Genomic DNA, 24,560 nt, shown 5'->3' with positions numbered 1-24,560 from the left:
ATCGATTTTCGCCCGCAGATTATTAACCTTTGTGTTACATATCAAATCAGGCAATTAACATCTGGTTTGGAATCTGATAATTCACTGTGACGACATAACGCAGAAGCATCGGATTAATAACCAGTCAAAATCACTTTGGTTTTGTTTTCGGAGAACACAATGAGAATAAAAAGCGTAAAGCACACGACGCGCAACTTGTCTCTATCTGTAGGTGCCGCTATCGCGATATCTTTAACTGGTTGCGGCGGTTCTAATTCAGATACAGATTTAAAAGCAGTTGATACGTCCGCGCCAGTCGAAGACTGGGTGATGATTTGGAATGATGAATTCGATGGGGATAGTATCGATTCAACCAAATGGAGTCATGAAGTCAATTGCAGCGGAGGCGGGAACAATGAACAACAATGTTACACCGACTCCTCTGAAAACTCTTTTGTCGCAGATGGTATGCTTAATATTGTCGCAAAACCTGCCGAAGAAGGTGCCGAACTACCCTATACGTCTGCGCGATTAAGAACGAAATATAAGGGTGACTGGACATACGGCCGCTTTGAGATGCGCGCTAAATTACCCTCTGGACAAGGTAGTTGGCCGGCATTTTGGATGTTACCTACCGACGAAGTTTATGGCTCTTGGCCCAAGTCAGGTGAAATCGATATTATTGAAGCGGTTAATTTGGGTGTAGTAGATGCCGACGGTAACGAAGAAAAATATGTCCATGGTACTTTGCACTATGGTCGCGACTGGCCGCAAAATGAATCATCCGGTAAGGAATATCTTCTGCCAGATGGTGCCAATCCAGCTGATGACTTCCACACCTACGCCATAGAATGGCAAGAAGGCGAAATTCGCTGGTATGTCGATGGCTATTTATATGCAACTCAAATGGCTTCAGAAGTCCGTTACAACAGTAAAGGAGAAGCCTCTGGTTTAGTTCATCAAGGTTGGTTCTCTGAATACTTCGATATTGCCACTGGTGAAAAAGAAGTACATTGGGACGCTGCGCCATTTGATCAAGATTTCCACATTCTACTCAACTTAGCAGTAGGTGGAGATTGGCCTTCAAACGTAAACAACCTAGGTATCGATGAAACCGCATTTGCCAACGGACAAAGTTACATTATTGATTATGTTCGTGTTTACGAATGTTCAACCAACCCGATGACGGGTAAAGGTTGCGAAACAGTTCGCGGTGGTTATAAAGATGAAGATGATGCTTTGGTAACAGGCAAAGCTCCGATTCCTGAACCTCCTTCAACAGGAGTGGTTCAAGAACTCACCGTTTTTGCCGATGCGGCCAATCCGGATTGGCCCATTTGGGATTGTTGTGGTGGCTCTACTCCTACTATTGAGACCGATGACGCCGAGCATGGTGCAGTGGCTGAATTTGTGATTGGAGCTGCGCCTACAGTGATGGGTTTTAACACAACCTTACTTGATACGCCTGTGCGTTTTGATGCATCCCCTATGTTAACAGCTGGTGCTTTAACTTTCGAAATGAAAGTTGTTTCATTGCCAAGCGACGCTAACGCGGTGTGGAAATTTAAAATTGAAAGTAACAGTGCTAGTCAGGCAGTTGAACTCGATATCACACAGGACGTTGACGGAAATCCATTGACTGCAGGTACATGGCAAACCTATTCATTTTCTATGCAAGATTTGGCAGATGCAGGTTTGGATTTAACTGGTATCGACGTCATCATGATTTTCCCTGCATGGGGAACAGGTGAAGGCGCGACTTATCGTGTAGACAACGTAAAATTTGCCATCGACTATCCTGAACTGGTGTTATTTGCGGACCAAACCAATATGGAATGGCCCCTGTGGGATTGTTGCGGCGGATCAACACCTGTTGAAGCGATTGATGATGAAGAACACGGCACAGTTGCAGAATTTAGCATTGGTGAAACGCCAACGGTAATGGGCTTCCTATCTGGCGACGGGGTAAAATTCGATGCCAGTTTGTTAGAAGCCGTTGGTGTAATCCAATTTGAAATGAAAGTTGTCACAGGTACTGCTAGCGACACTACGCCTTGGTTGTTTAAAGTAGAGAGTAATGGTGCAGCACAAGCTGTAGAACTGGACTTATCTGCCAGCAACGAAGGGGTTGCCCCAGTAACAGGCGAATGGCAGACCTACACTTTTAACCTACAAGATTTGGCGGATGCCGGCCTTGACTTAAGCGCTATTGATGTGGTCATGATATTCCCTACATGGGGTGCAGGAGAAGGCGCTGTTTACCGCGTCGATAATGCCAAGATATTCAACCCACCACCTCCCTCAATTACGCTTTTTGCTGACCAAGAAAATGCCCAGTGGCCAATGTGGGATTGCTGTGGTGGTTCAACACCAACTGTTGAAATAGATGGGGATGCAGCACATGGAGCGACGGCTGAATTCCAAATCGGTGCAACGCCAACGGTAATGGGTTTCTTAGCAGAAGATGGCGCAGAGTTTGACGCAACAACCCTATTAACAAGCGGGGTTATTCAATTCGATATGAAGGTAATTGCTACACCAAGTGAAACTACAGCTTGGGTGTTTAAAGTGGAGTCTTTAGGCGCAGAAACCGCTGTGGAATTAGCCCTTGAAGCGAGTAAAGAAGGCGAAGTTCCGGTAACCGGCGAATGGCAAACTTACACATTTGATCTTCTGACACTTTCCGACGCGGGGCTGGATATCAGTGCTATCGACGTCTTAATGATATTCCCAGCTTGGGGCACCGGTGACGGCGCAATTTACCGCATTGATAACGTAAAGATTACGTCTGAATGATAGCTCGAAATAAAAACTAATTACTGCTTACTGGGTTTTGTGTCTACACAAAAGATATAAAGCCCAAAGGGTTTACACAGAATAAAGAACAATTAAGTAGGGCAACTATGAAACATATGACCTTCAAGAAAAAATACTTAGCTGCGTCAATGTCTATGCTTTTAGGTGGGGTTTTAGTACCCGCCGCCAATGCACAAGAAGACGCTGCGGTTTCGCAAGATGATGTAGAAGTGATTCAAGTAAAGGGAATTCGCGGTTCATTGTTACGAGCAATGGACATTAAACGCGATGGACAAGGGGTAGTTGACGCTATTTCTGCTGAGGAAATGGGGAAATTTCCAGATACCAATATCGCTGAATCTTTGCAACGTATTCCCGGCGTGACAATCAGCCGTAAAAATGGTGAAGGTAGCCAAATCACCGTTCGTGGTTTTGGACCTGATTTTAACTTGGTCACCTTAAATGGTCGACAAATGCCAGGGACAGGAAACACCCGTTCTTACGATTTAGAGAATTTGTCTTCAGACGGTGTGAGCGCACTAGAGTTATATAAAACCGGACGCGCTGACGTTCCAAGTGGTGGTTTAGGTGCAACAGTAAATATTATTACCGCCAAACCGTTGAGCAGTCCAGGCTTAAAGTATGTTGTGTCAGCCAAGGGCATTTACGATGAATCGAATGTAGAAGGTGATGATATCACGCCTGAATTATCAGCTCTTTATAGCAATACTTTTGCTGACAATACGTTTGGTGTGGCAATTTCGTTATCAATGCAAGAACGTAACTTCCAGCAACAAAGTGCAAATGTTCCGGGCTGGCAAGCGGATCAATCTCTTGGCACAACCACTGACTTTATTGATTTACGCCCTGACGCGAGCAGTTTAGAAGAAGATACCTTAGACGGCTCATTGGAAGACGGGAAAGCTGGCCACACCTATTTACCTCGTCAAATCTCATACAATATTAATAATGTAGAACGGACACGTGTAAACGGCATGGCGACGCTGCAATATGCGCCACGTGACGATATGACTTTCACTTTAGATTATGTCTACTCTGAATCAGAAACCGCCACATCTGGTCAAGGATTTGGAATTTGGTTTAACTTCGGCGGAAACATAAATTCGTACGAGTTAGATGAGCGAGGTTCGGCAATTAGCTTAACTGAATCAAGCAACGATTTTGCCCACTCAGCTAACGTTGAAACACTGTTAGTAGAAAGCGACTCCATTGGCTTTAACTTTGAATGGCAAGCAACTGACAACTTTCATGTTGAGCTTGATTACCACGACTCTAAAACCACAACAGATAACGGCGCAGATAATGGCACAGGTCACTCTGGCAACGTCATTTTAGGGCCGAATAACATAGTGACAAAAACCTATGATTTCTCTGGTGGCGGCGTCCCGCAGTTTGATATCACCTGGCCGAATGGCGCAGAAGAAGCCGATCCGGGTGATTTTGATCCCCTTTTCGCTCAATTTGGACGTGCAGAAGGCAAGTCAACCATTGAACAAATCCAATTAGATACTGAGTGGGTTAACCCCAACGATAGCTTCCTGACAAAAGTGCAATTTGGTCTAGCCAACACGGACCAATATTTTGGTGGATACTCTGCCAATAACGGTAATGTTGGACCTAATGGTTATAATGGAAACCAAGCCATTTTCCCAGATAGCATGTTCACTCGAACCGATACCGGCGACTTTTTAGATGAGTTTTCAAATGGCGGGAGTAACCTCGTCACTAACTATTACTATACCTTCGATTATGCAGAAGTGATTGCTAGAATGCAGGACTATTTTGGATTTTCAACTGACCCTCTTAATCCTGATTTTGGTACCAATAGCCGTGCAGATTTAACAGAAGAAACCCAAAGCGCCTACCTATCTGCAGATATGTATTTTGAAATTGCAGATATGCCTTTAGATGTGAATATAGGCGTACGTTATGAGCAAACTGACGTTACCAGCTTAGTGTTACAAGATAGCGTGGAAGATTACCTAGTTTGGACAAACCCCACTGAGTGGCAAATGCGCTATCGTGCAAGTGATGGCGGTACTGTGACCTATACCGGCGAGCATGATGTAGTGCTACCTAATTTAGACATTAAATTAGAAGTTACTGACGATATTGTTGCTAGATTCTCTGCCAGTAAAACTATCACTCGAGCACCTCTTGGCAACTTGATAGGCGCGAGATCTCTATCAGGAAGTCCCAAGCCCGGCGGTCGTACAGGCTCTTCAGGGAATACCAACCTACTGCCATTTGAGTCCACTAACTTAGATTTCAGTTTTGAATATTACTATGAAGAAGGCAGTTACGCGTCACTTGGCTATTTCCGCAAAGACGTAAAGAACTTTATTCAAAATACCTTCACTACTATCACAGTTGATGGCCTCCGAGACCCGTATATTGGACCAAGGGCTATTCAAGCTGAAGCAGATTTAGTGGCTAATGGCATACAAGCTACCGATGGCGCGATTTGGCAACAAATCATTGATAATGGCGGCGGCGTAGATGACGATTGTTGTGAAACTCAAATCGTTCGCCAGAGTGACGACGATCCGCTAGTTGAATGGCTAGTCAGTCAGCCGTCAAACGGCGAGAAAAAGATGGTAGACGGGATTGAATTGGCGATTCAACATTTGTTCGGTGAAAGTGGCTTTGGCGCTGCCTTTAACATGACATTAGTTGATGGTGACGTGAACTATGACACTGAAAACTTCTCGGTACAGTCTCCATTAAATGGGCTAAGTGATTCAGCAAACGTCCAAGTGTTTTACGAAAAAGACGGTTTATCGGCCAAGCTCACTTATGCATGGCGTGATTCCTACCTAATTGGTATAGGTCAGGCACAAGGCACAGCTGAAGCGCCTCCACAGTTTTTTAAAGAATATGAGCAGTACGATATGAGCATTAACTACGATGTTAACGACAATCTAACCGTATTCTTTGAAGGGCTTAACTTAACCAATGAAACCGAGGAAGGTTACGGACGTTATGAAGAGCAATTCTTGTTTGCTCGTCAATACGGCACCCGTTATAACTTTGGTGCGCGCTATTCATTTTAAGCGCAAATAAGCAAGAAATAGCCGTCTTAGTGGCGGCTTTTTGTTATTATTTTGTAAATTTACATTTAATATAGAATCAATGTAAAGCGTGGCTGGGAGTATAATTTGTCAACTAATCAAATTCGCAATGTTGTCATCGTAGGGGGTGGTACAGCCGGTTGGCTCACCGCTGGCGTAATTGCCGCTGAGCACATGGCTCATTCAGAACAAGGTATATCAGTTACCCTAATTGAATCACCGGACGTGAAACCTGTGGGTGTGGGCGAAGGAACCTGGCCAACTATGCGCGGAACCCTGCGTAAGATGGGTGTTACCGAGACCGACTTTATCCGCTGCTGCGATGCAACATTCAAACAAGGTGCTAAATTTGCTAAATGGGTGACCGGAGCAAAAGATGATGCCTATTACCATCCACTGGTTTTGCCTCAAGGTTATGAACAAATTAATTTAGCGCCATTTTGGCAACAGCAAGCTGCGCATATTCCCTTTGCCGATGCAGTGTCATTTCAGGGGCAAATATGTGAGCGAGACTTAGCACCAAAACAAAACACTACCCCAGAATTCGCCCATGTTGCCAACTATGCATATCACTTAGATGCAGGTAAATTTGCGGCGTTCCTACAACAGCATTGCACTGAAAAGCTTGGAGTCAAACACATACTTGATACTGTAATCGCAATTAATAGCCATGAAAATGGCGATATTCGAAGCTTATCAACGAAACAACATAATGATCTTAACGGTGATTTATTTATCGATTGCAGTGGATTCCATGCATTATTAATTGGTAAACACTATCAAATACCATTTATACACAAAAAGGACATTTTATTTAATGATGCCGCACTAGCGGTACATGTGCCTTACCCTGATGAACAAAGCCCGATTGCCTCGCATACTATATCGACTGGACAAAGCGCCGGCTGGATTTGGGACATTGGTTTACCTTCGCGTCGCGGTGTTGGCCATGTTTATTCCACAGCACATATCAGTGATGAGCAAGCTGAATTGGAATTGCGTCAGTATATTCGTGAAAGTATTGGCAATAAAGTTGATGAACTTGATGTTCGTAAAATTCCCATTGTGCCGGGCCATCGTGAAACCTTCTGGCATAAAAACTGTGTTGCTGTTGGTTTATCGGCTGGATTCTTGGAACCACTGGAAGCCTCCGCATTGGTATTAGTCGAATTATCTGCGGCGATGATCAGTGAACAGCTTCCAGCCAATCGCAACGTAATGGATATAGTCGCAAAACGATTCAACAATAAATTTCGTTATCGCTGGGACAGAATCATCGATTTTCTAAAATTGCATTATGTACTGACCAAACGTACTGATTCTGATTATTGGATTGACAATTGCCGAGCTGAAACTATTCCTGAGGGGCTCACAGAACTGATGGAATTGTGGCAACACCAATCACCATGGCACAGTGATTTTACCCAAACCGATGAGGTATTCCCGTCAGCAAGTTATCAATATGTATTATACGGAATGGGCTTTAAAACTCAGCAGTCTAAAACGATTAGACGCTCTGATAATCAGCAAATTGCGCTGGAAAATTTTAGAAAAAACCAGCAAATGACAGAAAAGTTACTCAGAGGATTACCCACCAATCGGGAACTGATTAACAAAATTCATCAATATGGATTGCAACGAATTTAGGTTTAAGTTCACAACTGTTAAAGCGAATCACCTTCACCAAATATTAATTAGGAAAAGCTAATGGCCAACCATCAACTACTGGATAATGTCACCCACAAAGATTTGCAGGTAATCACGGATTTTTTGCCTAACCTTGGCGATGATATTAGTTTTACCAATGTGTTTGTATCTGAGTTTCGTGAAGCTCAGGGCTTGTATCCACTATTTTTTCACAAACATACTGACACTGGAAAATTCGAAGCTATAGCGCTTTTTGGGTTTGCCCCACTAGAGAACCTTTATCTAAACGATTCAGGCTGGCAGGCCAACTATATTCCGCTAACTATTCGTAGACGCCCTTTTCTGATTGGCTTCCAAAACGTGCAAGTTGATGGTGTGCTGAAACAAGATCCCGTGGTATTTGTGGATATGGACAGCCCAAGAGTCAGTCAAACTGCCGGAGAGAAGGTATTTCTGGAACAAGGTGGGCAAAGTGATTATTTGCAAAATATTAATTCTGTACTGCAAACCATTCATCAAGGACATTCTCAAACTGATGAATTTATAGACACCATTATGCAATATGAGCTGATTGAACCGGTTAGTATAAAAGTGCAGTTAAAAGACGGCTCTAATCATGAGTTAAATAGTCTTTACAGTGTTAACGAAGAAAAAGTAGCAGCCCTTCAAGGGGATGTTTTACAAAAGTTACACCAACAAGGATACTTACAAATGATGCATATGATGGAGGCGTCCATGTCGAACTTATCACTATTAATTGAAAAGAAAAACGCGTCGTTGTAAGCCCTATGAAATTGCCTTTCGATTCAAAAAATAGCTTAAAAGAAGTGCTTAACAGTACAATAGTCGACTTAAATCAAGCACAACTAAGTAGTTCTTTACCCTGTATTTTTAGAGGTCTAGTGGCAGATTGGCCATCCGTAAAAGCGGGATTAGAATCACCTCAATGTGCAGCTGATTATTTAAATCAATGGGCCAACAACAATCCCGTTCAGGCATTTGTGGCACCGCCAGAAGTGGCTGGCCGGTTTTTCTATAATGACGATTTGCAAGGCTTCAATTTTCAGCCCAAAACCACCGTTTTTAAAACCCTGATTAACGAAATTATTGCGCTTGCTGGGAGCAAGGATTCACCTTCCACTTATCTAGGCTCAACCTCGGTGAATCATATTTTGCCGGGATTCACAGAACATAACAAATTACCGCCATTGCAAGACTCGCCGTTAGTCAGTATTTGGGCTGGTAACCGTTCTCGTATAGCTGCGCACTACGACATACCAGATAACCTTGCATGCAATGTAGTCGGCCGACGTAGGTTTATATTATTCCCCCCCGATCAGTTAGCTAACCTGTATATAGGTCCGTTGGATTATACGCCGGCAGGACAATCAGCGAGTTTAGTGGATTTTCATCATCCAGATTTCGAAAAATACCCTAAGTTTGTCGAAGCAATTGAACACTGTTTTATCGTTGAACTTGAGCCGGGAGATTGTATCTTCATTCCCAGTATGTGGTGGCATCATGTTGAAGGGCTGACTGAATTTAACGTTTTACTGAACTACTGGTGGCGTCAAGTTCCGGATTACATGGGCACGCCACTAGATGCACTCAATCACGCAATATTAGCCATTCGTGATCTACCTGAATCGCAACGTCAGGTGTGGCAGGATGTTTTTCAACACTACGTATTTAATCCTGCAGAAAACGCGCATATTCCCGCCACTAGAAAAGGAATTTTAAGCCCCTTAGATGAAACCTTGGCGAGACAGCTACGCAGTCAGTTATTAAACAAATTAAACCGATAGTGTAACGAAAAGTCTATACTTTACCTCTACGTGCTTCTAACTGGTCGCGAACTTGTCTAGCTGTGGTTTCCGTGATTGGATAAATCAGGATTAACCCTATTGCAATCAGCGAACATACAATTGGGATGCCCGCATCAGCCAAACGCATCAAGGTGATAGTCGTGTGCGATTGTTCTCCGCCAAGTTCAACATCAAACCCCGTAGCAATCAGAATAAAACCACCAGCAGCTAGCGCCACGGCCATGCCCAATTTAACCACCCACCAATAAATCGAACCGAACATCCCCTCGCGACGGGCAAATGTCTTTAGTTCATCAAAATCACATACATCAGCAATCATCGAGCCCATAAGTGTGAATAAACCTCCTAAGCCAAATGAAATAAAAGGCACCGGAATAAGAATCAACCAAGGGTTTTCAGGTGTATAACAGAACCACTTTAATCCGTAACCAACGATGGAAAATCCAATGGCAATGAAAAACGCTTTACGCTTGCCATATAAAGTAGAGAGTTTTGCGGTGATGAATATGACACAAAAAGTAGAGATTGCAGAAAGAGTGCCCGCCCAACCAGCGTACTCTGAACCGAGGTTAGTATCACCAGCAAAAACATAATAAATAATCACGTAAAACTGGAACGAAGAAACCATCATAAAGCCATTAAAGACCAAGAAAGTAGCGCCACATAGGCACAGAAAAGGTTTATTTTTCAAGGCCTCGCCAAACCCTTGGAAAAACCCCTTAATACCAGGACTGAGAATTTCAGTGTCGGTTTGAGCGGGTTTATCCAAAATCGCCAAATTAGGTTCTTTTAAGAATATCGCAGGCAAAATACCCACAAAAATCGTAAAGGAACCAATAATAATAGCCAGCCACCCCGCGCCTTGAATCATGTCATCGAACAACTTATCGTTTTGCATGAACCACAAAAACCACGGAGCCATGAGATATGCCATTTGGCCCATGAAGTTTTGCACTGCCATTAAGCGGGTGCGTTCATGATAGTCAGGGGTTAATTCATAACCTAAAGCGATGTAAGGCGTTGCAAATACCGTGTAGGCCAAATAAAAAAACAAAGAACCGATGAGAAAAAACCAGAAATAGAACATTTCACTTTGTTCTCTAGGCAATTGCCAAATCAATGCATAAATAATCCCAGCCGCGATAGCCCCACAAAATATATAGGGCCGCCTGCGTCCCCACTTAGTTTTGGTGTTATCACTGATATATCCCATCAATGGATCAGTTAACGCATCTGTTAGCCGCGGTAACGCACTTACCAAACCAACCAACGCCGGATTCATGGCTAAACCTAAATTTAGGACAATAACCATTCCGCCAATTGCCGCACCGAGCAGGTTATTAACCAGTGCGCCTAGGCCGTAAATGAACTTGCGCAATAAGGGAATTTTGTCTCGATTTGCGGTTACCTGAATAGCGCTTTGGGCAGAAGTCGCGACATTACTCTTGGTCATTGAAATGATTCCGGTGTGCATCAGGTTAAGGTTGAGCGCTCGAATTAACGGGCAGCATAAAACTAGTTAACAATAAAATTACATTTTATCGAGCGCCAGACAAACGAAAAACGGTAAGTTGTGGCAATACACACGTCGAAGCGGTCAAACGGGCAAAGTGATTAAGCAAGGAACTTTGTGTAAAGGGCTATTCAGAAGGAAGAGTAGCAACCGACCGCCTTAACTCTCGGCTAGTCCACTTTGGCTTGTTTAATTTGAATTGTTGTATAAGGGAGTTAAGGTTAATGATAAAAACGTTAACAAATGCTCTTCACAAGACGTTGTCGTCTTAGCGAAGAGTTTTTCTTTATGGAATCAGGCAAATCTATGCTTTCAACTGACCAACCTTCATCATCGACCTGTGTAGCTGTTAGTTACTCTGACAGAATCACTCACCTTCTCTCAAAAATGCATATAGATGAGAAGATTGGACAGCTTAGCCAAGTAATGGGCAACGACAGTGTACAACTTGAACAAGATGTCAGAGACGGGCTTGTGGGCTCAGTCATTAATGAAGTCTGTGCGAAGACACTGTCGAAACTGCAACGTATTGCCACAACAGAAAGTCGATTAGGGATTCCGCTGTTAGTCGGCAGAGACGTGATCCATGGCTTCAAAACAATATTCCCAATTCCGCTGGGCCAAGCAGCAAGTTGGGATCCAGAATTAGTAAAAAAAGCCGCACAAATTGCCGGCAAAGAAGCCTCAAATGTGGGGATTAATTGGACGTTCGCTCCGATGATAGATATTAGTCGCGATCCTCGCTGGGGACGTATCGCTGAAAGTTTTGGTGAAGATCCTGTGTTATCTTCGATAATGGGAGTGGCCATGGTGGAAGGTTTTCAGGGCGATAACTTGCAGAGTTCAACAGCCATTGCCGCCTGTGCGAAACACTTTGTAGGCTACGGAGCTTCGGAAAGTGGTCGAGATTATTGCACCACCAATATTCCACAAAATGAGCTACGTAATATTTATTTCCCGCCCTTTAAAGCCACCGCCGATGCAGGTGTTGCCACCTTTATGTCGTCTTTCAGTGATTTAGACGGTTTACCTGCCAGTGGTAATAAATGGCTAATGGACTCAATATTACGTAAAGAGTGGCATTATCAAGGCTTTGTAGTGAGTGATTGGGAATCCATAGCACAATTACAAATTCATGGTTTGACCGAAAACGCTGAAGAGTCCGCCTTCACAGCATTTGACGCGGGTATTGACATGGAAATGGTCAGCACTACCTATCGTGAAAATCTTTCGAGCTTGCTTGAAAACAACAAGGTGAGTGAACAAGAAATTGATCAGCGGGTACTCAGAATACTTCATTTAAAAGAAAAGTTAGGCCTATTCGATCTTGACTATGAGGCACACGAAAAGCGCAGAGCCCATCAACAAGGCCCCTTGTATTACGACAATAACGACTTAGAAATAGCCAAACAATTAGCGCTAAAAAGCTGCGTACTACTGCAAAACAATAACCAAAGGTTACCGCTAAACTGTAAAAAATTAACCAGTATTGGCTTAATTGGACCTTTGGCAGATGACGGTTACGAGCAACTAGGCACTTGGATTTTTGATGGTGAAGAAGAACATAGTATTACCCTTAGACAGGCCCTTAACGATGCCTTGGGTGAACAGGTAACGCTAAATTACGCCAAAGGATTACAAAATACCCGAACTCACAATACTGATTTAGCTTTCGACGCCATCGAGATAGCCAAAAAGTCAGATGTTGTGGTTTTATGTTTGGGGGAGGAATCCATTTTATCTGGCGAAGCCCATTGCCGCGCTGAGCTTGATTTACCGGGACAACAGCAGTGGTTAATCGAGAAAATCGCCGCTACTGGTAAACCTATAGTACTGGTAATTATGGCAGGAAGACCACTCACCATAGAACCCATTTTGGATAAGGTCGATAGTATTCTTTATGCCTGGCACCCAGGCACTATGGGAGGACCTGCGATTTCCGATTTACTATTAGGAAAGTCATCGCCATCGGGAAAATTAACAGTCTCATTTCCCCGAAAAGTGGGGCAAATTCCAATTTATTACAACCAAAAGCATAGCGGTAAACCGGCTACCGAAGAACAATGCATTCACATGAATGATGTTCCAGAGCGCTCCCCACAAACCTCACTGGGAATGGCAGCAACGCATTTGGATACCCATTTCTCGCCTCTTTTTGAGTTTGGTTTCGGGTTATCCTATGGCTATTTTGAATATACGAATTTAACTTTGAACAAAAAGTCCTTCTCATCTGGCGAACAAATCAATGCCCAAGTGACCATCAAAAATGCCGGACGCTATGCTGCAGAAGAAATTGTACAAGTGTATGTTCGAGATTTAGTTGGCAGTGTCACCCGCCCAGTAAAAGAGCTCAAACAGTTTAAACGTGTTTTTATTCCTTCTGGTCAAAAAGTCGATGTTGTTTTTACACTGGAACAATCTGAGTTGGCATTCTATGATCGTCACATGCAATTGAATATTGAAGCTGGTAAATTTAAATTATGGATTTCAGGTAGCGCCAAAGCGAGCCTAATAACGGAGTTTGTATTAACCAATGGTTAAACTAAATAGCGGATTTAATCAGCAAATAATTGACCATGTGGAGACACTTCTATCGTCGATGACATTGCCGCAAAAGATCGGTCAAATGACTCAAACAGAGCGCTCTACTTGCTCTGCAGAGGAGATATATCAATATCATATTGGTTCAGTTTTAAGTGCAGCAGGTTCAGCTCCAAGTAACAACGAATTACAAGACTGGTTGGATATGACCGACGCCTATTGGCTGGCGTCAATGAAAGCCGATGAAAACCACTTAGCTATCCCGATTATTTATGGTGTCGATGGGATACACGGTAACAACAACGTTAAAGATGCGGTCATTTTCCCACACAATATTGGCTTAGGGGCAAGTGCAGACTTTGAGCTTATTGAAAACATCGCAAGGGTAACTGCCAAAGAAGTTTGCGCAGTGGGTGTCGATTGGGTTTTTTCACCTAATTTAGCCGTTGCTCAGGACTATCATTGGGGGCGAACCTATGAAAGTTTTTCCGAGGATACTAATTTAGTCTGTCAATTTGCCAGCGCAATGATCACAGGCCTACAAACCGACTTAACCCATTCTGGAGTGCTAGCTTGCGCTAAACACTGGATCGGTGATGGCGGCACTAAGCATGGAATCGATCAGGGCGATACATTACTCGATTGGCAAGATTTAGAACGAATTCACATCCGCCCCTACTACCAAGCAATTGAAGCTGGCGCAATGTCTATTATGGTCTCTTTTAGCAGTTGGAATGGTGACAAGTGTCACGGCCATGGCCATCTACTCACCAGTGTTTTAAAACAAAAAATGCAATTTCCAGGATTTCTAATTTCCGATATGCAGGGAATCGATGATCTTGCTGCAGACTTTTATTTGGCGGTAGCGCAAGGTGTCAATGCAGGGATAGACATGTTCATGGTGCCTGATAATTGGAAAGAGTTTATTGAACATTTAAGCGCCCATGTGGAATTAGGAACAGTTTCTATTGAACGTATAAATGACGCTGTACGAAGAATTTTATCAGTCAAAATGGCTGCCGGGTTATTTGATAAACCTCAACCATCAAAGCGTGCATTGGCAAAAGATGCTAATTTTGGTTCAAAACTGCATCGTGATATTGCCCGTGAAGCGGTTCAAAAATCATTGGTGTTACTAAAGAATCAACACGCCATCTTACCAATTAGCAAACAAGCAAGGGTGTTGGTAACAGGAACCAATGCAGACAATATAGGTCATCAATGCGGTGGTTTTACACTTTCTTGGCAAGGCATTGATGGTAATCAAGAATTTCCAGCTGCAACCTCAATCTGGCAGGGGATCAAAGCACTCAACGCTAACGCTGAATTGATACCCGAGTCAAAAGTAGCCGCAGTCAAACAGCAAGATTTTGATATCGCAATAGTGATTGTAGGCGAGCGGCCTTATGCAGAAGGACTAGGCGACATTCGTTATAGTGACAATGTGATGTTCGAGTCAGGTAAACAAATAAATGGAAAACTACAAATCCAGTCGGCATCAGGTAACTCTTTAGCGTTAAGCATGATTGACTCTCTGGCGATGAAAACTATTGATTTGTTAGTTAACAAAGGAATACCCGTAGTGACTTTGTTGGTTTCCGGTAGGCCATTGCTAATTAATCCTGAGTTGGACCAATCTGCGGCCTTTGTAGCAGCTTGGCTGCCGGGATCAGAAGGCGCAGGTATCGCAGATGTTATATTTGGTGATGCCTCCTTCTCAGGGCAACTGAGTTTCAGCTGGCCTGAAAATTCTCTGGATGCCACAGACGCAGACAATGCCAGCTACCAAATAAAATTCCCCATCGGTTATGGTTTGACCTATGGAACCCCCACCCCACTAAAAACAGCAAGCTAGAGTTATGTCTCATTTTGCGATTTTAGAGGCAATACATGACATTCCAGTTTTACAATTTTCTGAGTAAAACTATTGAGTATTGTCAGATAACCCTGCGACAGAACGAGATACATTTTCAGCGCCCTCTTTAATTTCATGAATGGCCGTTTCAACTGCTTGTAATAAGTCTGTGCCTTTTTTTGCGGTATCAGAAACGGAATTGATATGACGAGTAACCTCATCCGTCAATTCTTGATTCAAACGCACCACATCGCCAATTTCATTGGTAGAATTACTTGTGCGAGCAGCCAGTTGACGAACTTCATCCGCGACAACCGCAAAACCTCGCCCTGTATCCCCAGCCCTTGCTGCTTCAATTGCGGCATTCAGTGCTAACAAGTTAGTTTGATCGGCGATAGAGCTTATTGTCGATACAATACTACCAATCAAATTTGACTGATTGCCCAAGCTTTCAATTAACTTTACAGACTCTATAACTTCTTGCTCTATTGCGCTGGAATTAAGAACGGCATTTTTTAACGTTTCTGAACCTTGCATAGCAATTTGAGCAGTTTCAACTGCAGTAGAGTAAGCCACTTCTGCTGCTTCAGACACAGCTAAGTTTTGTTTCACCCGGTCGGAAATATCTGCCGCAAACTTAATGACTTTAATAACTTCCCCGGTCTCTGACTTTATGGGGTTATAAGTGGCTTCTAACCATATTTCTTGACCACTAAACGATTTCCTGACAAACATTCCAGAGGTTAGCTTGCCACTTTCTAAATCATCCCAAAAAGTCGGGTTGTCTTGATAAAACTGATCTGAACAAAAGATTCTGTGATGTTCTCCTTGTATATCTTCTAGCGTGCAGTCCATGGTTTGTAAAAAGTTTTGATTGGCATACAAAATATTCCCTTGAGGAGTAAACTCTATGACCGCCATTGACAAATCTAGGGCTTTACTTATCGCAAGTTGAGTTTGTAACGCGGTATATTGTTGGGTCACATCCGTCGCAATTTTAACTATTTTAGTCACTTTACCGGCATGAACAATCGGAAAATACGTTGCATCTAACCATAATTGTTGGCCATGTTTATTTAGCCTTGGAAACGTCCCTGAAAAACTTTCGCCTGATTGCAGCTTCTGCCAAAACTCATAATATCCTCTAGAATTAACATACTCATTGTCGCAGAACATACGATGATGTCGTCCTACAATTTCATCATTGTTAAATTGAACTACGGAAAGAAATAACGAGTTGGCCATCAAAACCGTTCCATCGGGAGTAAATTCAATATAAGCAACATGATTTTGGATTGAATTGACTAATGAAACCTGTTCGCTCAAGGAGTTTTCTAAGGTAACTATTTTTTGTTTTAGGTCACGGTTAAACATTACAACTTCTCAATTTGAACCGTCAATATGACGGTGTAGTGCGAATATGACAGTGTTTTGCGGCCTCAATGAGGCGACATGTATTTTCAGCTAAAGCTCGAATAATTTTGCTCAATTAGATTTTATAACACTGTTTAATCAACCCAGCCCCGACTAAATACGCTTTAGTGATGCTGTTTATTTTTATTATTAAAAATAAACTAACATAAAAGCCAAACAAAACAATTCAAACAGTATGCTAATTGCTAGAATAAAACGTTAAAAATCATCATGGTAAGTATTACTACCGACAGTTGGGTTTAATTTTTCCCCATAAAATTCTTGTGGGTAAAAATTCTTTTATTAAAGAATTACAATATATTGGGAGTAATCAATGCAAGAGAAGTTAGATTAACCTTTGCGCAGCAGGTTCTAATGGCTATTTGGTTGTTTAAAACTAGTCTTCTTGAAAACGGTTTTTCACGTCCAACATTTTGTCTAAATTTTGCTGAAATAGCTCAACGATTTTGGGATCAAAATGTTTACCCTTTTGTTCTTGCAAAAACTCCATGGTCTTTTCAATTGTCCAAGCTTCTTTGTATGGACGTTTGCTAGTGAGCGCATCGAAAACATCGGCTAATGCGACAATACGACCATGAATAGGTATATCTTCTCCAGACAACCCTTTAGGGTAGCCGCTACCATCCCATTTTTCGTGATGAGTCAAAGAGACGACTTTTGCTAAATCGATGAGTTCTGAATCCGATTCACCTAAAATCTCAGCGCCAATTTCTGGGTGCTTTTTCATTATCTCGAATTCTTCAACAGTAAGCCGTGCCGGTTTGAGCATTATTCTATCTGGGATACCTATTTTTCCGATATCATGCATAGGCGCAGCGTGAAATAAGTCATCTGCCGCACTCTCAGAAAATCCATAAGCCAGAGCTAATAATCTAGAATAATGACTCATGCGAACTACGTGCATTCCGGTTTCGTTGTCTTTATATTCTGATGCTCGACCCAAGCGTTGGATAACTTGCAAACGTGTGCGACGCAACTCCTCTGCATCGACTAAAGATAAATGAGTAGCGACACGGGCTTTTACTACAGCTGGGGAAATAGGCTTGGATATGTAATCTACCGCGCCCACTTCAAACCCTTTAGCTTCGTCTGTAGCATCCACTAACGCAGTAATAAAAATGACTGGAAGATGTTTGGTTAAATCGTTGGATTTAAGCGCGGTGCATACTTCATATCCAGTCATTCCTGGCATCATAACGTCTAACAAGATTAAATCGGGTTTAACTTTTTCGACCAGATCAAGTGCTTCAAATCCGCTTTTCGCAAAGGTTAGAGAATAAGACTCTCTTAAGATTTGATTCAGTATCCTCAGGTTAGCAGGTTCATCATCTACCACCAGAAGTTTTTGTCGATTAACTGCTGTATACATAGTCTATTCCCATCTCTAACTGACGCGCAATTCACTTTGCATTTGTTCAATTAAATTAATTGCTTTTTCGAATTCGAAATCATTTAAGACTTCGACAATTTCAACCATTTTTGCAAACAATGGATGCTTATTCTGTGACGACAATTTATCAATTAGTAATTCATCAAACTCATTTTTTCTGACAATCTCAACTAATTGATCTAATACTAGTAACAAAGCGTCATTACTCAAGAATTCATCTTCTTCAACCAAACCTTGGTTCATCTGTTGATTTCGCATACCGATAATTTTTGCAATTTTATGCAGCTCATCCATCATAGATTGAACCATTTTAAGCAAGTTTGTAGCGTCGGCTTTTTCGATATTATTTTCCAGCTCAGACGCAATCCCCGCAAATTTAGCTAATGATAAGTTGCCTGCAACTCCTTTCAATGCATGAACGCTTTGTTCAAGTTCAGACCATTCTGCGATTTCAATAAAAAACGTTAATTGTTCTAATTTGGCTTCACAGTCGCGAATAAACTCACTGACTTGTTGAAATAACGTGGTTTTAGAGCCCCATAATTTCGTGCCTTTATCAATATCTATTGATAATAAGTGGTCCAACTGTTGTTCGACAGAAATAGTGTCATCGACATCTCGATGTAACTTCAATACTTTAGCAATTTCAAAAGTAAGCAGTTCAAAGTTAACAGGTTTGTTAGCAAACCCCTCCATTCCCGCTTCTAAAGCAGACAGACGATCTTTTTCTAGCACACTGGCCGTTAGCGCAACAATGGGAATATGCCGTAATTTTTCTAGCTGTTCTTGCTCCCTGCGTTTTTGTGCCGCGCTTAGCCCGTCCATCACTGGCATTTGAATATCCATCAGTACCACGTCAGGTTTGTCATTTCGCATCCGAATCAGGGCTTGTTCCCCGTCGCGAGCGGTAATAACAGTATGCTCAGCACGAGTTAACAAAATCGTTAGTAAATCAATGTTCTGTTGCAGATCATCAACCACTAAAATGCGTAACTTGGGCAGTTTGGTTGGCAATAGTTTTGCGGCTTTTTGGCTTTTACCGTCGACTTTCTTAAGTGGCAGCGTGAAGGTAAATACGGAGCCAATATTCAATTGACTCGTAGCGGAAATACTTCCCCCCATCAGCTCAACCAACTGTTTACTGATAGTCGTGCCAAGACCTGTGCCACCAAAGCGTCGACTCATTGATTCGTCAGCTTGCTCAAAGGCTTCAAAAACGTTTTGCAATTGTTCTTCTGACATACCAATACCGGTATCTTTTATTTCAAATTTGACCATCTCATCAGTATGTTTTGACAACATAATAGTGACGCTACCCTTGTGGGTAAACTTGACCGCATTGCCGACTATATTGGTTAGAATTTGGCGAATTCGATCAGGCACACCATTATAGTTACCGGTGATATCAGTGGCGATTTCAAGATCGATAGAGACCCCTTTTCGCTGGGCTTGTAGCCATAAAGTTGATACCACGGCATCAATTTCTTCGACGATAGAAAAATCGCGATATTCTAATTGAAACTTGCCTTTATCTAACTTAGCGCTATCCAAAATATCATTCAGAATATGCATCAAAGATTTAGCGGATTGATTAATCGTAGTGACATGCTTTTTCTGGGTTGAAGATAGTTCACTATCAAGCAGAATATCGCTAAAGCCAACAACAGCATTCATGGGAGTGCGAATTTCATGACTCATATTCGCTAGGAAAGCAGCACGAGCAGAGGCTGCTTGTTCGGCTTTGTTCTTAGCCTGCACCAACTCTTGCTCGATAGATTTGCGTTGGGTGATATCCATAATAAACCCATCAAGATAATTTTCACTGCCATCTTCGCTGCTAATCGCGCGACCATAGCCCAGCATCCATTTCGTCTCACCAAACCTATCAATAACTCGATAATCAATCACAAACCCATCAGGGTTATCAAAATCGGTTTCCATAATATGTTCGTTATCATCAGGGTGAATAAAATCCGCAAAACGACGTTGCCCTTTGGGTAAAATAAAGTCTTTTGCAGGGTAGCCGAGGATATTCTCCACTTCATCACTGATAAATAAAAATGGCCATTCTGCTTGATTTAAACAACGATAAGCTATGCCTGGTAGGTTACTCAACAGCGAACGAAAACGCGTTTCGTTTTCGCGTATCTCAGATTGTAGTTTTAGTCTTCCACGTAAATCACGTAAAAACGCAACAAATAGGTGTTGGTTTTCAATTTCAACGTGACCTATATATAATCTGACGGGAATAGTTTGCCCTTGCTTAGTAAGAGCCTCAACGTCTCTGCTTGCACCAATAATTTTAGCTTCTCTGGTGCGCAAATAATTACTGATGTAGCTATCATGTTGGTCATGATGTGGAGCGGGAACAACTTTGTTGACGTTTTTACCAATTAAATCCTCTGCCGACCAACCCAATAAGCTCTCGACTGAACGATTTACACTGATTACTTTGCCCCATTCATCGATAGTGATGATTCCATCTACGGCGGTATCCATAGTTGCTACTAGGCGCTTTTCATTCTGTAACGAACGAGCTGAAATATCTTTATATTTGAAAACGAAATTCAGCGCAATTACCAGCGCGATAATAACAACTGTAATAAACGCGATAGTAAGTGCGAGGAAAAGTGAAATGTGTTCAGATTGCTGTGATAACTCCATTCCTTCAGGTAGCACAAAACGGGCTGCGGCCATGCCGGTATAATGCATAGCGGATATAGCGATCCCCATTACCACACTGGCTATGCACATCTTAGAAAATTCACTTAACTTAATTTGGGTAAACTTATCTAAGCCAAAACGAAAATAAAGTGCGACAAAAGCTAAGCCAACTGCGACTAAAATAGATAGCATAAACATTGGTAAGTCATAACGAAGTAATGGCGCCATTTCCATAGCCGCCATTCCAATATAATGCATAGAGCCTATGCCTGACCCTACCAAAATCCCGCCTAATATCAATTGCGCTCGACTTATGTTCTCTTGCATAAGAAGGTTTTGAGCGACCCAAGACGCAGCGATCGCAGGTATCAATGAAATCAGTGTTAACGACATGCCATAATTGACATCAGTACATAAATCAAATGCCAACATACCAATAAAATGCATCGACCAAACACCACCTCCCAAGGCGATGCTACTAACCATCAATGCTAATTGTCGCCGTTTAGGCGATAACGAATTAGCGGCTTGGTACCCCACTTGAAATGCCATGAAAGAAGCAAGCATTGCAATAAATACCGACAGGGCAACCAACCAGAAATTATATTCTCCGATGACTAACAAATTATTTGGTACTGCTTCAAAAACATTTTTAATATTGTTATTCATTCAAGCGGAGCCTTGTCCTTACAGCATTTTGCCATTGTTAAAGATTACTTTTGTTTTCATGGAAGGAATTCTCAGCCTAACACGCGTTTAATATTTAAACTAAAATCGTTAGCTTAACCGAGACAGGAATAAACGTCTAAAGGGCAAAGTATGTGAAGTTTAGTTGATCTTTTAGCGATTACTTTTATCAAAAACAATCATTTTAATCTGTTGTTTTGCATAGTAGCAATGAACCCTAAATGCGGTCAATTAACAACTCTTGAACTACAACTCTACAACATAAACTAAGGTTCGTCTCGGCACGCCTAGTTAAAAGGTAACAATAATAGCCATAAGCAAATTTATGAGACCGAAAACAAGAGTAAAAAGGTTGTTTAGCAACAGCTGAAACGCGTTTATTTAGCGACTTATATACAGCAGAACGAGGTTTTGAAGGGGAATAAGACGAGCAACTTAACTTCTTGGGCCATTCTCTATTTTAATAAGCACTCCGTCTCGAAATTCCAAAATCTTATGAAATTGACCTTTTGGTTGCTTGTAAAGATAGCGCTCTAGTTTAACGCCACGGTGTTTTTTCTGCTGGGTAGTTAAGTCTTCTTTAAAACTAGGTTCGCCACAGGTTAAAATTACATCCAAGGTAGTGTCACCGGTTTTAATTAACTTTGAGCCACAACGCAACGTATCAGCATAAACAGAATGGCTCAAAATGCTGGCGCAGATCAACAGTCCGAAACCTAATTTATTGCGAAATCCAAACACCATTGCTTCTCCATGAATTAACTTTATAAACTGCAACCCCACTGACTTTAGCAAGTCAGTGGGGAAAATCAACGAGGGAAATGGGGCTTTTACTACCATGACTATTTTAGGTGTAAGCTTTAATTCGCTTAATTTCGTTATCTAGAAGGCTGTTCATTGATTCCATTGTATTGCTGGCCATAGTGAAATAGCTGTCGCCATCAATATTAATATCTGTAGGTTGGATGAGTTCCTGTTTAATAGTCTCAGTCAATATTTTACACGCGTTTCTGGCTTCAACGATTAAACGTTTGCTCTCCTCATTTGAAAGGCCGGCCAATAGGCTAAAAGAAGTCATCGAGTATTCTTGAATTTTCTGTTCAAGATATTTCAGCTTGTTTTTGTCCATATTGGTTATCTCACCTGAGGAGGCAACGGCGATTCCTATTGATCTTGCCTGACCGATAAACTCGACAGCCATAGGTAACTCTTTCCAAATACATTGCAGGTCTAAAATTTCTCTGGGTAACTTGTGCGTCTTTTTCCAATCATCAGCAGCAACTTCCATTAACCTTAAGAGGTTTTCTATCAAACTAGTATGTTGCGTAAAACTCTCTGCGATAGTTAACGAAAAACCATTTTTTTCAAGACGTGGCCAATGGTCAATAAAACTCAGCCAGCGAGACTGTTTGTTAAATACGTCATCTTTGTCTAAATTTACTATCCCTAGATCAATTTTTTGGCGCAACTCAATAATTAATGGCTCGACTCGCAGATTACCATTTAAATAGCCGACACTGAGTCCTCGGTGACGCTGCAAGTTGCCGATTAAACTGCGGAGTTGGGTAATCACATCCAGAGCGCGGATCAACCTAATACGGTCCGTAATTCTCGTATAAGCTCTAACGAAAACCAAAGCGAATATTAAAACGGTTAATATGATGGTAAAAGTTTCTAACATGTATATCCTAAATTGGGTAACAGAACGAAAAATAAGCTAATCGCTTTGTAATCTAAATTGCTTATAACTAATCAACACTTTTTAACCAATGAATAAAAAGTCGACGGGCCTTATCACCTATAAATTAGAACTGTGAATTTGTTTAAGCGCTTAAAATCAACATTACTGTTGACAAAGCAATTATTAAGCCACTGCGATATATAAATGCGGGAAGACATTGATTGATAATAAGCAAAACCACTTTAAATAGACAACTAACAATCTGTTGACAAATATCAGGCTATTTTTTACTTTTTAATATGAGAATCGGCTAAGACGAACAATATTTATTGCACACTGCCAGCTCCATCGCCCCATTTTGGTGCACCCTATTTCCCTTTTAGCTTTTCAGAATCATAGTTTACTGACATTTGGCAGTGTTTCAGATATTGGCCGTGTATCGAAAAAAAGACAGCAAATCCCAATTCCAATATACTCTAAAGATTAGGGAGTGATGAAGGTTACAGTCTTTTCGCAACTTAGATTAGTAAGTGTATGATTGGAAAATTGAATGGCAAGCTTGCCATTGTTTTTTGCCTCACGTATGGATTTTTCCAACCCTTGTTTCAAGCTTAAATGTCGCTTATTGACATAGTGATAAAGTGGCAGTTTAGATACTTGGCTGGGTAAAAATTGAAACGAATCATAGCTAGATGCACATAGTATTTTTTGCGCTTCTATATCGGTGGCAAAAATTGCATCCAACAGTCCGGTATCCAATTTTTTTGCTATTGAATTAATGTTTTCAATAAAATGGCACTCAATGCTAGATTCAGCACAAAAGTCTACTGCACCGCGGAAACTAGATAAAACGCCGACGATAGAAGATTCATCAACTATACAATCATTTTTATTTAAACAAAAAAATCCAATCTGCAAATGTCCGATAGACTCATCGATTTTAATTAATTGACTAAAGTGCTCCCCTACCACATCAAGCCGAAACCCTTCAGCATCTAAAATTCCTTCGTTGACCATCTTCAATCCTCGTTTTGACGGATAAAATGTAAACGAAGGCGTGATATCCACTGCCTGATAAATATCGGTGTAATATTGAGTAAGATGCGTCGCTTCAATATCGTCTTTAAATAAATCCAAAATATTGACAGTGTAATCTTTCGATTTCACAGGGAATGCAACCGATATAAAAATTAAAATCAATAGTAATTTCATAATTTACCAATTCACTTGAACCAATACGATTTTAGCAGAGATACTATTTTAATGCTCATAACTCACTCAATTTGGGAAATATTTTCAACATAAATTTTAAACTCTAAATTTGGTGTACTTTTTGCTTTTTGAGCTGCACTTACTTTGTTTCTGACGTTTTTAATGATGTCCTGTTGTTGCTCCATATCCTTCAAAGACTTCACTTGATTGATCTATTAATCTCGTCAGACACTGTTTCAAATT

General features: G+C 41.6%; 15 protein-coding genes. 7 read left to right on the top strand and 8 right to left on the bottom strand.

All coding sequences use genetic code 11. The annotated features are described in order from the left end of the window. Positions 1-159 precede the first annotated feature (159 nt). The 5 genes from Q4567_RS03570 to Q4567_RS03550 all read left to right on the top strand — a co-directional run bounded on the left by Q4567_RS03570 (position 160) and on the right by Q4567_RS03550 (position 9,319). Entirely contained in the window at positions 160-2,775 is a 2,616-nt protein-coding gene (locus tag Q4567_RS03570) for a glycoside hydrolase family 16 protein (protein ID WP_303499387.1), read from the top strand. Positions 2,776-2,882: 107 nt separating this feature from the next. Further along, entirely contained in the window at positions 2,883-5,849 is a 2,967-nt protein-coding gene (locus Q4567_RS03565; protein WP_216049618.1) for a TonB-dependent receptor, read from the top strand. 105 nt (positions 5,850-5,954) lie between these two features. Continuing rightward, the gene (locus Q4567_RS03560; protein WP_216049617.1) at positions 5,955-7,514 is read left to right on the top strand and encodes a tryptophan halogenase family protein; all 1,560 of its coding nucleotides are present in this window, start codon (positions 5,955-5,957) and stop codon (positions 7,512-7,514) included. A gap of 60 nt (positions 7,515-7,574) precedes the next feature. Further along, on the top strand, positions 7,575-8,297 hold the full coding sequence (locus tag Q4567_RS03555; RefSeq protein WP_216049616.1) for a SapC family protein: 723 nt from the start codon (positions 7,575-7,577) through the stop codon (positions 8,295-8,297). A gap of 5 nt (positions 8,298-8,302) precedes the next feature. Beyond that, complete coding sequence (locus Q4567_RS03550; protein ID WP_303499385.1) at positions 8,303-9,319, top strand: cupin-like domain-containing protein; 1,017 nt, start codon at positions 8,303-8,305, stop codon at positions 9,317-9,319. Positions 9,320-9,332: 13 nt separating this feature from the next. On the opposite strand, the gene Q4567_RS03545 is transcribed toward Q4567_RS03550, so the two are convergent. Further along, complete coding sequence (locus Q4567_RS03545; protein ID WP_216049614.1) at positions 9,333-10,793, bottom strand: MFS transporter; 1,461 nt, start codon at positions 10,791-10,793, stop codon at positions 9,333-9,335. Positions 10,794-11,141: 348 nt separating this feature from the next. Here Q4567_RS03545 and Q4567_RS03540 point away from each other — a divergent pair, with 348 nt between their 5' ends. Further along, positions 11,142-13,394, top strand: a complete 2,253-nt coding sequence (locus tag Q4567_RS03540; protein ID WP_303499383.1) for a glycoside hydrolase family 3 N-terminal domain-containing protein — start codon at positions 11,142-11,144, stop codon at positions 13,392-13,394. Further along, positions 13,387-15,249, top strand: coding sequence for a glycoside hydrolase family 3 N-terminal domain-containing protein (locus tag Q4567_RS03535; RefSeq protein ID WP_303499382.1), 1,863 nt, complete (start codon positions 13,387-13,389; stop codon positions 15,247-15,249). The genes Q4567_RS03540 and Q4567_RS03535 overlap by 8 nt, the downstream gene beginning before the upstream one ends. 69 nt (positions 15,250-15,318) lie before the next feature. Here the strand turns inward: Q4567_RS03535 and Q4567_RS03530 are convergent, their stop codons facing one another. From Q4567_RS03530 to Q4567_RS03500, 7 genes are all read right to left on the bottom strand, one after another. Then, positions 15,319-16,623 carry a PAS domain-containing methyl-accepting chemotaxis protein gene (locus Q4567_RS03530; RefSeq protein WP_303499381.1) on the bottom strand — a complete coding sequence of 435 codons (1,305 nt, stop codon included), beginning with the start codon at positions 16,621-16,623 and terminating at the stop codon, positions 15,319-15,321. A gap of 436 nt (positions 16,624-17,059) precedes the next feature. Then, entirely contained in the window at positions 17,060-18,052 is a 993-nt protein-coding gene (locus Q4567_RS03525; protein ID WP_216049610.1) for a two-component system response regulator, read from the bottom strand. Between the two features lie 15 nt (positions 18,053-18,067). Beyond that, positions 18,068-21,406 carry an MHYT domain-containing protein gene (locus Q4567_RS03520; RefSeq protein ID WP_303499379.1) on the bottom strand — a complete coding sequence of 1,113 codons (3,339 nt, stop codon included), beginning with the start codon at positions 21,404-21,406 and terminating at the stop codon, positions 18,068-18,070. 453 nt (positions 21,407-21,859) lie between these two features. Further along, complete coding sequence (locus Q4567_RS03515) at positions 21,860-22,264, bottom strand: DUF2845 domain-containing protein (protein WP_216049608.1); 405 nt, start codon at positions 22,262-22,264, stop codon at positions 21,860-21,862. Positions 22,265-22,271: 7 nt separating this feature from the next. Beyond that, complete coding sequence (locus tag Q4567_RS03510) at positions 22,272-23,105, bottom strand: nitrate- and nitrite sensing domain-containing protein (RefSeq protein ID WP_216049607.1); 834 nt, start codon at positions 23,103-23,105, stop codon at positions 22,272-22,274. A 483-nt stretch (positions 23,106-23,588) separates the two neighbouring features. Then, positions 23,589-24,317: a hypothetical protein gene (locus Q4567_RS03505; RefSeq protein ID WP_303499377.1), complete on the bottom strand. Its 729-nt coding sequence runs from the start codon at positions 24,315-24,317 to the stop codon at positions 23,589-23,591. 62 nt (positions 24,318-24,379) lie between these two features. Next, complete coding sequence (locus Q4567_RS03500; protein ID WP_216049605.1) at positions 24,380-24,520, bottom strand: hypothetical protein; 141 nt, start codon at positions 24,518-24,520, stop codon at positions 24,380-24,382. Between the last annotated feature and the right edge of the window lie 40 nt (positions 24,521-24,560).

This window comes from Aliiglaciecola sp. 2_MG-2023, from assembly GCF_030548145.1.
In the GTDB taxonomy this organism is placed as follows: domain Bacteria; phylum Pseudomonadota; class Gammaproteobacteria; order Enterobacterales; family Alteromonadaceae; genus Aliiglaciecola; species Aliiglaciecola lipolytica_A.
This window is presented reverse-complemented; position numbering and strand designations above follow the sequence as displayed.